The 14,868-nt window shown below is 63.1% G+C and carries 12 protein-coding genes; 3 read left to right on the top strand and 9 right to left on the bottom strand.

Going from position 1 to position 14,868, the window contains the following annotated elements; all coding sequences use genetic code 11:
- The 4 genes from EV286_RS09695 to EV286_RS09680 form a co-directional block, all read right to left on the bottom strand.
- Complete coding sequence (locus tag EV286_RS09695; RefSeq protein ID WP_245500666.1) at positions 1-912, bottom strand: DUF58 domain-containing protein; 912 nt, start codon at positions 910-912, stop codon at positions 1-3.
- Between the two features lie 104 nt (positions 913-1,016).
- Positions 1,017-1,994: a MoxR family ATPase gene (locus EV286_RS09690; RefSeq protein ID WP_132956805.1), complete on the bottom strand. Its 978-nt coding sequence runs from the start codon at positions 1,992-1,994 to the stop codon at positions 1,017-1,019.
- A 95-nt stretch (positions 1,995-2,089) separates the two neighbouring features.
- The gene (locus tag EV286_RS09685; RefSeq protein WP_132956804.1) at positions 2,090-3,667 is read right to left on the bottom strand and encodes an arylsulfatase; all 1,578 of its coding nucleotides are present in this window, start codon (positions 3,665-3,667) and stop codon (positions 2,090-2,092) included.
- Between the two features lie 168 nt (positions 3,668-3,835).
- On the bottom strand, positions 3,836-4,186 hold the full coding sequence (locus EV286_RS09680) for a DUF1330 domain-containing protein (RefSeq protein ID WP_132956803.1): 351 nt from the start codon (positions 4,184-4,186) through the stop codon (positions 3,836-3,838).
- Between the two features lie 390 nt (positions 4,187-4,576).
- On the opposite strand from EV286_RS09680, the gene EV286_RS09675 reads away from it, so the two are divergent.
- From EV286_RS09675 to EV286_RS09665, 3 genes are all read left to right on the top strand, one after another.
- Complete coding sequence (locus tag EV286_RS09675) at positions 4,577-5,089, top strand: DNA starvation/stationary phase protection protein (protein ID WP_132956802.1); 513 nt, start codon at positions 4,577-4,579, stop codon at positions 5,087-5,089.
- A 143-nt stretch (positions 5,090-5,232) separates the two neighbouring features.
- Positions 5,233-7,497, top strand: a complete 2,265-nt coding sequence (locus EV286_RS09670; RefSeq protein ID WP_132956801.1) for a CDC48 family AAA ATPase — start codon at positions 5,233-5,235, stop codon at positions 7,495-7,497.
- A 320-nt stretch (positions 7,498-7,817) separates the two neighbouring features.
- Entirely contained in the window at positions 7,818-8,252 is a 435-nt protein-coding gene (locus EV286_RS09665; protein WP_132956800.1) for a YciI family protein, read from the top strand.
- 127 nt (positions 8,253-8,379) lie between these two features.
- Here the strand turns inward: EV286_RS09665 and mqo are convergent, their stop codons facing one another.
- The 5 genes from mqo to alsS all read right to left on the bottom strand — a co-directional run bounded on the left by mqo (position 8,380) and on the right by alsS (position 14,859).
- Complete coding sequence (gene mqo / locus EV286_RS09660; protein ID WP_132956799.1) at positions 8,380-9,870, bottom strand: malate dehydrogenase (quinone); 1,491 nt, start codon at positions 9,868-9,870, stop codon at positions 8,380-8,382.
- Positions 9,867-10,268, bottom strand: a complete 402-nt coding sequence (locus EV286_RS09655) for a hypothetical protein (protein WP_132956798.1) — start codon at positions 10,266-10,268, stop codon at positions 9,867-9,869. The genes mqo and EV286_RS09655 overlap by 4 nt, the downstream gene beginning before the upstream one ends.
- A 13-nt stretch (positions 10,269-10,281) precedes the next feature.
- On the bottom strand, positions 10,282-11,538 hold the full coding sequence (locus tag EV286_RS09650; RefSeq protein ID WP_245500655.1) for a threonine/serine exporter family protein: 1,257 nt from the start codon (positions 11,536-11,538) through the stop codon (positions 10,282-10,284).
- Positions 11,539-11,543: 5 nt separating this feature from the next.
- Positions 11,544-13,001 (bottom strand): class II fumarate hydratase, encoded by a 1,458-nt coding sequence (fumC, locus tag EV286_RS09645; protein WP_132956796.1) that lies wholly within the window; start codon positions 12,999-13,001, stop codon positions 11,544-11,546.
- Positions 13,002-13,182: 181 nt separating this feature from the next.
- Positions 13,183-14,859, bottom strand: coding sequence for an acetolactate synthase AlsS (alsS, locus tag EV286_RS09640; RefSeq protein ID WP_132956795.1), 1,677 nt, complete (start codon positions 14,857-14,859; stop codon positions 13,183-13,185).
- Positions 14,860-14,868 lie beyond the last annotated feature (9 nt).

Genomic DNA, 14,868 nt, shown 5'->3' with positions numbered 1-14,868 from the left:
CTACCGCCTCCTTCCGCGCCAGGCCAGCTGACCGAGCAGGCGGCGGAGTTGCGGGGCGACTTCCTCGGCAGCGGAAATCGGCAGCATCGGCAGCCCCATGTCTTGCTGCCAGGCGAGAAGCTCGCGTCCGCGTGTCCTCGCGAACTCCGAAATGCCGCTGCGCACGGGTGCTCGCCCGAAGGCAAGTTCAGCCTGCGAACTGCCGCCGCTCGCGACGATCTCGCCGGACTGCGGCAGTTGCAGCAGAAACGGGTCATAGACGAGAATGGCGATGACGTCGTTGGTGGCAGTCAGTCGCAGCAGCATGTCACGCGTCGACGTGCTGTAGCCATCGAAATCACTGACGACGATGACGAGATGATCATGGCGGGCGATCGTGGAAGCCATTGAGAGGACGCGGTCGAGCTGGCCCACCGTCCTTTCCTGCTGTGAGGTGGCGCTGAGTTCGCCGTTTTGCGTGGCGATTGCCGCGGCAAAAGCGATGACGGCTTCGCGGCTGCGATGGGGACGCAATTCGTCGACCCGGGCATCGTTGAAAACGAAGCCCCCAACGCGGTCTCCGAGGTTCAGGATCCGCCAGGCACAGAGCGCCGCCGCCTCCGCCGCCGCCACCGACTTCATCGACCTGCGGCTGCCGAAGAACATGTTGAGCCGCTGATCGACGAGGATCAGAGCAGGGCGGTCCTTCTCCTCGTCATAGACCCGGACGAACGGCTTGCCCGTCCGCGCCGTGACGCGCCAGTCGATCGTCCGGACGTCGTCGCCGGGGAAGTATTCGCGCAACTCTTCGAACGTCAGTCCGCGTCCGCGCATCCGGGACTCGTGGCGGCCCGAAAGCTGCCGGCTTACCGGCGATTTTCGCAGGAAACTGAAATCATGCGCGATGGCTTCCAGCGCTACGAGTTCCTCGATCGATGCGTAGGCACCGCCTGCGGACCCACTCGGCCCCGGAGGCTTGACTGAATTGCGCCTGGACCGCGCGAGCGCCGAAAATGAGCGAATCACCTCATCCTCCCTCACGCCACCGCGACGCGTTCGAGGATGCGGTCGATCGCCTGATCGGCAGTAACACCTGCTGCGTGCGCTTCGTAGGAAAGCATCAGCCGATGCCGGAAGACATCGTTGGCGATCGCCTTCACGTCGTCCGGCACGACATAGTCACGCCCCTTCATCCAGGCATAGGCCCTCGACACGCGGTCCAGACCGATGATGCCGCGAGGGCTCACGCCGACCTGGATCCATTTGCCGAGGTCGTCATCCAGCTTTGCGGGCGTGCGCGTAGCGAAGACCAATGCGACCATGTATTTCTCGACCGCGTCCGAGACGGTAACCTTCCCGACTTCGGTCCGTGCCTCGAAGATGGCCGACTGGGCAAGCTTCTCCTCCTGTTTTCCACCTTCGTGCGCTCTCGCTTCGTTCTCCTCCTCCCGATTCAGCCGCATGATCGCTCCTTCGGATGCCTCATCCGGGTAGCCGACCTGGACATGCATCAGGAAGCGGTCAAGCTGCGCTTCGGGGAGAGGATATGTACCCTCCTGCTCGACCGGATTCTGCGTCGCCATTACCAGGAAGAGATCGGGCAGCGGATAGGTCTTGCCGCCAACTGTCACCTGGCGTTCCTCCATCGCCTCCAGCAGCGCCGACTGTACCTTGGCCGGCGCACGGTTGATCTCGTCGGCCAGGATGAGATTGGCGAAGATCGGTCCCTGCTGGAATTTGAATTCACCCTTGCCGCCTTCGCTGAAATACATCTCCGACCCGGTGATATCCGCCGGAAGCAGGTCCGGCGTGAACTGGACGCGTGAAAGTTCGGAGTCAAGATTCTTCGCCAGGCTCTTGATTGCTCTGGTCTTTGCAAGCCCGGGCAGGCCCTCGACCAGCAGGTGGCCATTGGCAATCAGGCCCAACAGAAGGCGCTCCACCATCGCCTCCTGACCAATGATCGATTGGCCGATGCGCTTGCCCAGTTCGGCAATATCGTCAAGTGATGACATGTTGCTTCCCGTGTGGTGCCTAATGGGGATACGCCGGTGAGCGTATCCGATGTCCTGCTGAAGCGGTGCCCCTCGCGATCCTGCGCTGATTGCAGCTAGTTTGGCGCGCCGGGCGCGTTGTCCAAGGACTTCATCAATGCATCGACCATCTGGTCCACACTGAAGCTCGCGGGCCGCTGGCTTGGCGGATAGTCCTTGAACGTCTGGAGGAACGGCGCAACACGCCAGACACCGTACTGGATCAGGTAGGCGTTCTTGGCCAACCAGTCATAATATTGATCCGAGACGATGTCGGCGCGCTCATACGGATCCATCCGCAGATTGAACACTTTCGGCGCGCGCAGGCAGGTGAAGGGGTTCGCCCACACCTGGAACCCGCCGGGCTCGCGCTGTTCGCAGAATACGATTTTCCAGTTGCCATAGCGGTAAGCAACCAGTTCGCCGTCGTCATTGAAGTAGTAGAAATCTTCACGCGCCGACTTCGGCTGCGCACCTGTCAGGTACGGCAGCTGATTGTAGCCGTCGAGGTGCACCTTGAACGGCTTGCCATCGATGTCGCCTCCCTTGAGCAGGCGGTCCTTGATATCAGGGTCGCCCGCAGCCGCAAGCAGCGTCGGGAACCAGTCCAGGCCCGACACCATGTCGTTCGAAACTTCCCCTGCCTTGATCTTGCCCGGCCAGCGGATCATCGCCGGCGTGCGGAATGCGCCCTCCCAGTTGGTATCCTTTTCGCTCCGGAAGGACGTCGTGGCCGCATCCGGCCAGGACCACTGGTTTGGACCGTTGTCGGTCGTATAGACGACGATCGTGTTGTCGGCGATCTTGAGGTCGTCGAGAGCCTTGAGGAGCTTCCCGACGTCGCCGTCATGCTCGATCATGCCATCGGCATAGTCATTGCCCGGCATGCCGCTCTGGCCCTGCATGCTGGGGCGTACATGCGTGAATGCATGCATGCGCGTCGTGTTCATCCACGTAAAGAAGGGCTTTCCGGCCTGCGCCTGCTTCTGCATGAACGCGATCGCTGCATCCGTCGTTTCGTCGTCCACTGTCTCCATGCGCTTCACATTCAGCGGGCCGGTGTCCACGACCTTGCCGTCGGCATAGCTGTGCAATACGCCTCGCGGCGAGTTATCCTTCACGAAGGTCGCATCGTTCTTCGGATAGTAGGGCCGCTCTGGCTCCTCTTCGGCATTGAGGTGGTAAAGATTGCCGAAGAACTCGTCGAAGCCGTGCGCGGTCGGCAGGAATTCGTCGCGGTCGCCGAGATGGTTCTTGCCGAACTGGCCGGTCGCGTAGCCTAGCGGCTTGAGCGCCTGGGCGATCGTTATGTCACGTGGCTGCAGGCCAACGGTCGCGCCCGGAATGCCGACCTTGCAGAGCCCGGTCCGAAGGCAGACCTGACCGGTGATGAATGTGGAGCGTCCGGCGGTGCAGCTGTTCTCGGCATAGTAGTCCGTGAACATCATGCCTTCCTTGGCGATACGGTCGATATTCGGGGTCTTGTAGCCCATCACGCCGAAGGAGTAGGCGGAGATATTGGTCTGGCCGATGTCGTCGCCGAAGATGACGAGGATGTTCGGTTTGGCCGCGTCTTGGGCGTGTGCAGTGCCTGCACCCGACAGGGCACTCGTAGTGGCGAGTAGCAATCCGCCAAGCAATCCTCGCATTCGCATTGTCTGCCTCCCCGCATATGCGCCACGATGCTGTGCGCGTCGTCATGGCGTGGCCAGATGGTGCGGGAAGGATAGGTCGGCGGTTGCTGCATGGGTAAGTACGTTACGGTAACATCCGTAACCACTTAACGCATGGAGGGGCAGTCTGCGCCGCGGTCTCGCTTGGGTTCAACCGCCCTGGGTGGCAACGCGGATTTTCTCGGCGAAAGCCTTGACCGTGAAGCCGGCAGGCAGTTCGTCGATCAGGACGATGTCGGAGATGGCGTTGCGGGTGCGCAGCGGCAGGATCGCCTGATATTCGGCGGAGTTGTACCACGCCATGGCCGCTTCGCGATTGGGAAACTCCATAAGCACCACTGCACCGGGCCACGTGCCTTCCATGACGTCGGCAGGGCCTTGCGCCAGCCATTTCCCGCCGTGGGGAGCGACGGTCGCCTCGACGTTTTCCAGATAGGTCAGGCCCTCGGCGTTTGGAATGTCGCCGGGAACTCGCAGGTGATTGATGAGGTAGGTCTTCATTAAGAGCGCTCCTTGCTGGGATGTCTGATGCGATGAGGATCGAACTCGTCTCGAGCCCTTGGCGGCCATTGTCTTCCGGAAGGGGAGGCCGCCTTCCGGGAGGGAGAAGGCGGCCTTGGCGGATTGGGGTATCCGCGCGTTCGGTGGGAGGGGAGGACACCGAACGGAGTAACGTGGCAGGGGGGCCACGGGCCTCATTGGGGGATATGAGGCAACGCTAATAAGCTACCGCATGGCGGCCTTCGATAAAAGTATACTTAGGTTTGTGGTCATACGCACTGGAAGTATACGTTCGCTGACTTACCTTCTGCCATCGTCTCCCGAATTGCTGACCGGCGGGACCCTGGCGGTCGACCGCCTTGCTGACGCACAGCCTCAAGGAGAGAAACAATGGAAAAGCGCGCCGCCGCGGATCGGAAACTGCCGCTCGCCACGCCGACCGACCTCGGATCCAACGCAACAAGAGATATCGCCGCCGCGCTGACGGCGCTTCTTGCGGATGTCTTTGCCCTTTACCTGAAGACCAAGAACTTTCATTGGCATATGTCCGGTCCGCATTTTCGCGACTACCATCTGATGCTCGATGACCAGGGCGAGCAGCTCTTCGCGATGACGGATGACATTGCCGAGCGCGCCCGCAAGATCGGCGGAACGACCCTCCGCTCCATCGGCCACATATCGCGCCTCCAGCGCCTCCTCGACAACGACGCAGACTTTGTGACGCCTGATGACATGCTTGCCGAACTTCGCAACGACAACAAGCAACTCGTCGAGATTCTTCGGGAATTGCACAGTCTGACATCCGAATATGATGACCACGCCACGACGAGCCTGATCGAGAATTGGATTGACGAAACGGAGCGGCGCCACTGGTTCCTGTTCGAGACGACGCGTCGTACCTGATAGCGCCAGGCTCTTTGATACTCTGCGATGTGACGCGTCGAGGCTGGCGGGCGGAAGCTTGACGGCCTCAAATCCTTAGTTGCGATGTCGGAGCCATCGCAGGCGCGTCTCTGTTATGCCCAAACGCCTGAAGGGAGGCATCAATGTCCGAGGATCACACCGTCAAGCTGCAAGTTGCCAATACGCGGCCGCAGGATGCGGGCGGAAGCTTCGCGCGATTGAACGAGGCGGCGATGAGCGTGCTCGGAGTGAGGGAAGGTGCGATCGTCGAGATTATCGGCAAGCGCCACACGGCCGCGATCGCCATGCGGCCCTATCCCGACGACGAAGGATTGCAGATAGTTCGCCTCGACGGCCTCCAGCGTGTCAATGTCGGTGCCTCCAGCGGCGATCATGTCGAGGTCAGGAAGGCCGAAGTACGGGCCGCCACAAAGGTCGTACTTGCTCCGGCCCAGAAGAACCTGCGTTTGCAGGGTTCCGGCGAAGCGCTGCAGCGCACGTTCCTGCACCGGCCGATGGTCGCCGGCGACGTCATCTCGACCTCGGTTCATCAGAGGGTCAACCGCCCCGATCCCCGGATGTCCAACGAATCTTTCAGCGGTCTGTTCGATATGCCGGCCTATGGTCTGCAGGAGATCCGGCTGGTGGTCGTTTCGACCCAGCCCAGGGGCATCGTCCAGATGACGGAAAGTACCGTCGTCGAGCTCCGTCCACAGTTCGAAGAGCCGAAGGAAGCCCGCCGCGCCGATGTGACCTACGACGATATCGGTGGGCTGGGCTCGTCGGTCGACCAGGTCCGCGAGATGGTGGAATTGCCGCTGCGCCATCCTGAGCTGTTCCAGAGGCTTGGCATCGATCCGCCGAAGGGCGTCCTGCTCTACGGCCCACCCGGAACGGGCAAGACGCTTCTCGCACGGGCCGTCGCCAACGAGACAGAGGCGAATTTCTATCACATTGCCGGCCCGGAAATCATGGGGAGCCGCTACGGTGAGTCCGAGGAGCGGCTAAGGCAGGTCTTCCAGGAAGCCTCTCAAAATGCCCCCTCGATCATCTTCATCGACGAGATCGATTCCATCGCGCCGAAGCGCGAGCAGGTCACGGGCGAGGTCGAGCGCCGTATTGTCGCGCAGCTGCTCACGCTGATGGACGGCCTCGAGCCGAGGCAGAACATCGTCGTGATCGGCGCCACGAACCGGCGGGACGCCATCGACGAGGCACTGAGACGGCCCGGACGCTTCGACCGGGAGATCGTTATCGGCGTTCCGGACCAGGGCGGCAGGCGCGAGGTGCTCGCCATCCATACGCGCGGCATGCCCCTCGGCGAGGATGTCGATCTCGAGGAAATCGCCCGGACGACCTACGGCTTTGTAGGCGCGGACCTCGGTGCGCTCGTTCGCGAAGCGGCGATGGATGCCCTGCGGCGGGTCCTTCCGAACATAAACCTTCGTGATGGGATTCCCGCCGAAGTTCTTGAAAAGTTGATGGTTTGCCAGAATGATTTCATGTCCGCCCTGAAGCGTATCCAGCCCTCCGCGCTGCGCGAGATCATGATACAGGCCCCGAACGTCCGCTGGGACGATGTCGGCGGTCTGGACGAGGCGCAAAGCAAGTTGCGGGAAGGCGTCGAGCTTCCGCTGCGCTCTCCCCAGTCGTTCAAGCGGATGGGCATCAGGCCGGCGAAAGGGTTTCTGCTTTTCGGTCCGCCGGGCACGGGAAAGACCCTGCTTGCCAAGGCGGTCGCGCGGGAAGCCGAAGCGAATTTCGTCGCGACGAAGTCGTCCGATCTGCTTTCGAAGTGGTATGGCGAATCCGAGCAGCAAGTCTCGCGCCTGTTCGAGCGGGCGCGCCAGGTCGCGCCGACAGTCATCTTCATAGACGAGATCGATTCCCTTGCCCCGGCCAGGGGCGGCGGTCTCGGCGAGCCGGCTGTCACCGAGCGGGTGGTCAACACTTTGCTCGCCGAGATGGACGGCCTCGAGGAGATGCAGGGCGTCGTCGTGATGGCCGCAACCAACCGGCCGAACCTGCTCGATCCCGCGCTCCTGCGTCCCGGACGCTTCGACGAGCTCGTCTACGTGCCCGTGCCTGACACGAAGGGCCGCCGCAAGATCCTCGGCATCCACACCAAGAAGATGCCGCTTGCCGAAGACATCGATCTCGACGAGTTGGCCGAGCGGACGGAAAGGTTCACGGGTGCGGATCTGGAGGACCTGACGCGGCGCGCCGGTCTCGTGGCGCTTCGTGAATCGCTCGAGGCAAACGTCGTGAACAAGGAACACTTTGACAAGGCGCTGCAGGAAGTCCGCCCCTCCGTGACACCGGAGGTCGAGCGCGAATACGAGGATATGCTTCGCACGCTGAGACAGGAAGATCCCCAGCGCAAGAAGTTCGGCTTTACCGCGCTTTAGCCAAGGGTGGAGAAAGCGGGCGCCTGCGGCGAGCCTTCGGGCGCCATTGTTGTTGTCTATGCACATCTCGGGCGAGGGCGCTTGGCGTTCATCAGTGCGAGCCCGCCTTTGTGTAGACGGTCCGGCCTGGCTCGCCCCAGGCAGATGAGGGCCGGGCGCGGGGCCGCGCAATCTGTGGCGCCATCCTTTCCCTATGGGCCGCGCAGCATCCGTCCTCCACTTTTTCTCAAGGAGAGTCTCAGAAAAATGTCGGCACGTTGAGATCGCGTTCGTCCTCGGTCAGGAAGTCCTGTAAGACGAAGACATGAGGAGAAGCGAAAATGCGCGTTATGGTGATTGTAAAGGCGACAGGCGAAAGCGAAGCGGGGGTCATGCCATCGACTGAGCTGCTCCTAGCCATGGGAAAATACAATGAGGCACTGGTGGAGGCTGGCATCATGCTGGCCGGGGAAGGCCTTCATCCCTCGTCAAAGGGCAAGCGAATAGCGTTTGACGGCCCTAGCCGGCTCGTCATGGACGGCCCCTTTGCCGAGACCAAGGAGCTCATTGCCGGTTTCTGGCTGTGGCAGGTCAAGGACATGGAGGAAGCCATCGCATGGGTGAAGCGCTGCCCCAATCCGATGCCGGGTCCGAGTGAAATCGAAATCCGCCAGGTCTTCGAAGCCGCCGATTTTGGTGAGGCTCTCACCCCCGAAATCGCCGAAAGGGAAGAAAGGCTGCGCGACAAGATCGCAGGCGATCGCGTGGGAGGCTAGCCTTTCGGACAGAGGGTTGAGGCCGGTCGGCGCGTGCCTGAGTACGGCGTGACAATGCCCATTCTCCTGTTGTCAGGGCGCATCGCCCCGACAACATGATTGGGTGCGCAAAGACTGCCGGCGGCCTTCAGACGTTCTCGAGCTTGAGCACGGCGGCGGTTGCTGCGCGGACGTTTCGGCATGCATCGGCATCGGTCTTGAGATCGATCCCGTAGCTTGGAATGATCTGCTTCAGCTTCGGCAGCCAGGCGTCGTTGCCGAGTTCGCCGGCAAAGCATTTCTCCAGCACTTCCAGTGCGATGAAGGCCGCGGTTGAGGCGCCGGGGGAAGCGCCGAGCAGGGCAACGAGCGACTTGTCCTGTGCCGCGACGAGCTCGGTGCCGAATTCGAGCACGCCGCCCCGGTCCTTGTCGGGCTTGATGATTTGCACGCGCTGGCCGGCCACCGCCTCCGTCCAGTCGTGCCGCTTGGCGTTCGGGAAGAACTGCCGCAGTGTCTCCAACATGTGGCCGGAGGTCTGCAGGACCTGGCCGATCAGGTATTCGCTGAGCTGCCAATCATCGCGGGCAACGGCGAGCAGCGGCACGAGATTGCCAGGGCGGATCGACATGATGAGGTCGGCGAGCGAACCATGCTTGAGGAACCGGCTCGAGAAGCCGGCATAGGGACCGAATAGCAGGGAGCGCTTGCCGCCGATGATGCGGGTGTCGAGATGGGGCACCGACATGGGCGGCGAGCCGTGCGCGGCCTTGCCGTAGACCTTCGCATGCTGGCGCTCGCTGACCGCGTCGACATCGCAGCGCAGCCATATGCCGCTGACCGGGAAGCCGCCATAGCCGTGGCCTTCCGGTATGCCGGACTTCTGGAGCAGGGTGATCGCTCCGCCGCCGGCGCCGATGAACACGAACTTTGCCGTGGTGATCTCTATCTCGGAGGTCTCGGCATTCTCCACCTCGATCCGCCAGTGGCCCCTCTCGTCCCGGGCCAGGTCCCTGACGCGATATTTGTAGTGGACGGCAAAGCCCGGCTGATTGCACAACTGCGCGATCAGCAGGTGGGTCAGCGCGCCGTAGTCGACATCGGCGCCCGTCACGATGCGGGTTGCGGCAATCGGATCTCCCGGCTCGCGGCCCTCGATGATGAGCGGCGCCCATTTAGCGATCTGGGCGGGGTCTTCGCTGTATTCCATGCCGTGGTAGCAATGATGGGCGGACATTTCCTTGAAGCGGCGGCCCAGGAAGTCGACATTGTCCTTGCCCCAGACGAAGCTCATATGCGGGCAGGCATGGATGAAGGCGCCTGGATCGGGGATCGCCCCCTTGCCGACGAGATAGGCCCAGAGCTGGCGGGAGAGGTCGAACTCGGTGTTGACCTCGAGCGCCTTCGAGATGTCGACGCTTCCGTCCGGCCGCTGCGGCGTGTAGTTCAACTCGCAATTGGCGGCGTGGCCGGTGCCGGCATTGTTCCAAGCGCCCGAGCTCTCCTGGGCACAGTCCGCCAGAGTTTCGAACATGACGACATTGAGCGAGGGCTCGAGCTCCTTGAGAAGCGTGCCGAGCGTGGCGCTCATGATGCCGGCGCCGATAAGCGCGATGTCGGTCGTGGTGGTGATGGTCATGCTTTCTCCTCCTTCCTTGCGGGCTTGAAGCGGAGCTCCGTTCCGTTCTTGTAGACGACGTAGGCGCGCCGCCACGGCTCCTCGCCGATGAGCTTCCACTTGTGTCCGCTACCGCTGTTGTCCTGTGCGAGCAGGATGTCGCCGGGGCGGATCGTGAAGGTTGCCCCAGACTTGGTCTCGAACTCGAGCGTGCCCGAAAGCGTGATCACGAAACGAGGGACGGGGTCCTGGTGCCATTCGTAGGATCCGCCCGAGCGTGTCTCCTGGAACGAGAGTTCGGCGACCTGGATCGGCTCGCCGACGGAATCGCCGCGCATGCCCTCGGTGAGATCGACAGACCCTTCTTCGAACAGGGAGTTACCGTCCTCGCCTGTCCACATGCGTACACAGCGTATCATTGCAAGGTTCCTTTCAGTTCGATTGTGCCGGGGTGAAGTTCTTCAGCGGCGCGGCAAGCGCAACCGATAGGCCGATTGCGATCGCCGCGGTTACGAGAATGGCGGTGACGGCGAGCCCGATCGTGTTGCCGATGAGTGCCGGCGGCGCGTCGGCGCCGGCATGCATGATCGCCAGCCCGCCAATGCCCGCCCGGAATGCATAGGAACCGGGGATCATCGCCACGACGCCGGGAAAGGCGAAGGTGGAGGGCGGAACGCCGAAGTGGCGTGCCAGAAGGCGCGCGAGGAGTGCGGCGGCGAAGGCGCCGGCAAGTGAGCTCACCGTCAGGTCCAGGCCCAGATGCTCGAACGCGGTGCGCAGGCCGTGTCCTGTCATGGCGCATACGACACATGCCCAGGCAGCACGGGCCGGGACATTGAACAGCAAGGCGTAGCCTACTCCCGCCAATGCCGAGAAGGCAAAATCCTCGCCGATCGGGAGTAGGGGAACCGATCCCTCGACCGGCAGCATGGTACCGGCAAGGTCGGCAGCCAGAAAGAGACCCAGCGCGATTGACAGAACGGTCACCGTGCCCAGCAGAAGACGCGACACGCCTGTGCCGACGTGGCTGCCGAGCGTATCGCGCACGCCGTTGAGCAAAGGCACGCCGGGCACCAGGATCATGCCGGCCGCCACAAGGCACAGGGCAGGCGAGGCATCGGGAAAGGCCTTCATGACCAGGGCGCCGACAAGGCCGCCGCCAAAGGCCGCAAGAGCGGCCCCGGCGATCGGGTTCACCGAGGATCCCCCGAGGGACTGGCGAAGGAACTGGGTTGCGATACCGACAAGGAAGGACACGCTGACAACGGCCCAAACGCCGCCGAACAGGCGCGCCAGCGAAGCAGCGGTCACGCCCATGCCGAGCATGACGAGCCAGTGCGGGTAGCGATTTCCGGACCGCTCGACCGCATCCAGCTGCCGGTCGACCGCGAGGACGTCGGCCCCGGAGACCGCATCCTGCCGCAGAATATCCGCAAGTGCGGCAAGCGCGCCCATGTTCACAGCCATGCCGGCGATCGCCGGGCCAAGCTTGGTTCGGAAGCCCTGCTTGTTCTCGAGCGTCAGCAGCAGGCCCTCGGAGCAGACCGCCAGATGCGCGCCATAGCCGCGCCGTGCCGCAAACGCGCCGACAGCTTCCTGTACGTGTCCGGTGTCAGCCCCGTTGGCCAGCATGAGCCGGCCCAGCCGCAACGCGACATGGGCCACGTCGCTGGTTGCTGGATGGTCCATGAGCATCACGCGCCCGCCAGCCCCTTGCCGATCATGTCGAGCGGCTTGACGACGCTGTCGAACTGCTGCTGCGTGACCTTGCCGGAGGCAATCGCCGCCGCCTTCAGCGTCAGTCCCTCGGCGATCGCCTTTTCGGCAATATGGGCGGCGTTCTGGTAGCCGATGACCGGCGACAGTGCCGTCACCAGCATGACGCTGCCATCGACATATTGCTGGATCTTTTCCCGGTTGAGCTCCGTGCCCTCGACGGAGAAGACGCGGAACTTCTCGCAGCCGTCCGCCAGGATGCGGGCGGAATGCAGGAAGTTGCTGATGATCACCGGGCGCATCGCGTTCAGCTCGAAGTTGCCCTGGCTGCCGGCAAAGGCGACCGCCGTGTCGTTGCCCATCACCTGGATGGTGATCATCACCATCGCCTCGCACTGGGTCGGGTTGACCTTGCCAGGCATGATCGAGGAGCCGGGCTCGTTGGCCGGCAGCTGCAGCTCGGCAAACCCGCAGCGAGGGCCGGAGGCAAGCCAGCGCATGTCGTTGGCGATCTTCATCAGCGCAACGGCGAGCCCGCGAAAGGCCGCGTGCGCGCGCACCATCGCATCGAGCGAGCCCTGGGCGGCGAACTTGTTGGGCGCCGTGACGAAGGGCTTGCCGGTCATCTCGGCGATCTTGGCAGCGACGTCACTGGAAAAGCCCTTCGGCGCATTGAGGCCGGTGCCGACGGCGGTCCCCCCGACGGCGAGCTGGTATAGGCCGGCCCTGCTTGCCTCGATCTGCGCGATGGCATCGCGCATCTGCCCGGCCCATCCGTACCATTCCTGGCCGACCGTCAGCGGTACGGCATCCTCGAGATGGGTGCGGCCGATCTTGACGACATCCATCCAGCCGCCGGCCTTGCGCTCGATCGTGTCTGCGAGCTTCTTCACCTGCGGCAGCAGCTTCTCATCGATCGCCTCGACGGCGGCGATGTGCATCGCCGTCGGGAAGGTGTCGTTCGACGACTGGCCCATGTTGACATCGTCATTCGGCCCGACCGGCTGCTGCGAACCGAGCGTGCCTCCGAGAAGCTGGATCGCGCGGTTGGAGATCACCTCGTTGACGTTCATGTTGCTCTGGGTGCCCGATCCCGTCTGCCAGACGAAAAGCGGGAAGTGCTCGTCGAGCTTGCCTTCGATCGCTTCGGTGGCGGCGCGCACGATCGCCTCCTTCTTCCAGTCCGGCAGCCGGCCTGCCGCGTTGTTCACCAGGGCGCAGGCCTTCTTGACGACGCCATAGGCGTGGTAGACCTCTTTCGGCATGAGATCTCCGCCGATCGAGAAATGCTGCAGCGAGCGCTGCGTCTGGGCGCCCCAGTAGCGGTTGGCGGGCACCGCGACACGCCCCATGCTGTCGAACTCCTCGCGCTCGCCCGGCACGTCGAGGCCGATCGGGGTGGTCATCGAAGCGAGGTTGTAATCGGGGTTGGGCATGATTTGTCTCCGGAACTTTGGCCTGTCGCTCCCTTCGAACGACAGGGGAGGTGAAAGGGCATCCAGATGGGCGTTGCCGCCGAACTGCTCGTTATCTCATTGCATTGCCGGAATCGCCCCGGCGTCGGCCGGCCGGCAGCGCTGCGGCATGAAACGGGCAGCGCGCGGCCGTTTTTACAGATCAGTGGAACGCGTCGGCACGCACCATCTGGAAGAGATTGTGGTTGTCGCGATAATCCACGTGAACGCCGATGATGACGGGACCGGGTGTATCGAAGGCCTTCTTCAGTACAGGCGTAATCTCGCTTGCCTCTCGGATCATCATGCCCGTCGCACCGAATGCCTCGGCATATTTGACCGTATCGACCGGCCCGAAATCACAGCCGCTCGGCCGCCCGTATTTCAGGGTCTCCTGGACGGCGACCATGTCGTAGGTGCCGTCAATCCAGACCATGTGAACGATATTTGCCTTGAGACGCACTGCCGTCTCGAGCTCCATCGCCGAGAAGAGGAAGCCGCCGTCGCCGGAGATGGACAGGACCTTTTCGTGCGGCCTCACCACGCTTGCCGCAATTGCCCAGGGCAGCGCGACGCCGAGCGTCTGCTGGCCGTTCGATATCAGCACCTGCCGCGCGCGGAAGCTGTAGAGATGCCTGGCAAGCCACAGATGGAACGATCCCATGTCGAGGCACAGCGTCACGTCCGGTTCCAGGAATTTCTGCAGCTCGCAGACAAGGCGCATCGGATGGACCGGCGTGCCGTTGAGCTCTGCCGCCCTCTGGCTCAGCTGTGCCCGCTGTTCGGCAATCTCCTGGAGCATGTTCCTGGCCTCCGGCGATTTGCCTGAACGGTAAACCTGCCCGTTCAATGCGGCAAGCGTCTGCGCGATGTCGCCGATGAGCTCGACGGTCGGACAATAGTTGACGTCGAGGTCGGCTGCCTGGACGTCGACATGGATGATTGTCCGGTCCTTGCCGTTGTTCCAGATCGATGGATCATATTCCACCGGATCGTAGCCGACCGTGATGACGACGTCGGCGACTTCGAGAAGCTTGTCTCCCGGCTGGTTTGCGAGCTGGCCGACGCGGCCGCCGAAATTGTCGAAGAGGTGCGTGGCGACGGCGCCTGCCGCCTGGAACGTGCCGACCACGGGCGCGTCAAGCCGGGCGATGAAGTTCCCGAGTGCGCTGGCGTTGGCGGGCTTGCTGGCGAGCATTCCGAGAAGGATGACAGGGTTCTTGGCTGCGTTCACCAGCCGCGCGGCCTCCTTCAGGGCCGCCGCGTCGGCCTGTCCGTAGCCGGAGAAGGTCGGAAAGGGCAGGACTCTCGCCTGCGCCGGGGCGGCCATGATGTCCTTCGGCAGGCTCACGAAGGCGGCGCCCGCGCGTCCAGCTTCCGCTGCACGGAAGGCGTTCGAGAGCACTTCCGTCACCGCGTGTGGCGAGGCGGCCGTCGCGGCGAACTTTGTCACCGGCTTGCAGATGGAGACCGAGTCCATCGTCTGGTGGATCTGCTTCAGTTGCTCGTCGAGGGCAACGGCGCCGCCGAGCGCGACGACCGGGTCGCCTTCCGAGTTGGCGGTCGCAAGCCCGGTCACAAGGTTCGAAACGCCGGGGCCGGAGGTGGCGATCGCCACGCCGGCCTTGCCGGTCATCCGGCCGATGCCGCCGGCGATGAAGGCGGCATTCTGTTCGTGCCGGCAGACGACGGTCTGGATCTTGCTGTCGGCAAGCGCGTTGAAGACCGCGTCGATCTTCGCGCCGGGGATGCCGAAGACGTGGGTGACCCCTTGCGCTTCGAGCGTCTGGACAACCAGCTGTGCGCCGTTGAGTTGATCTGTATCCCGCATCTTTGTCATCGCGCGTCT

The sequence above is a fragment of the Rhizobium sp. BK251 genome, from assembly GCF_004345245.1.
Classification (GTDB): domain Bacteria; phylum Pseudomonadota; class Alphaproteobacteria; order Rhizobiales; family Rhizobiaceae; genus Rhizobium.
Note: the sequence above shows the minus strand (reverse complement) of the source record. Positions and strands in the feature narration are given on the sequence as shown.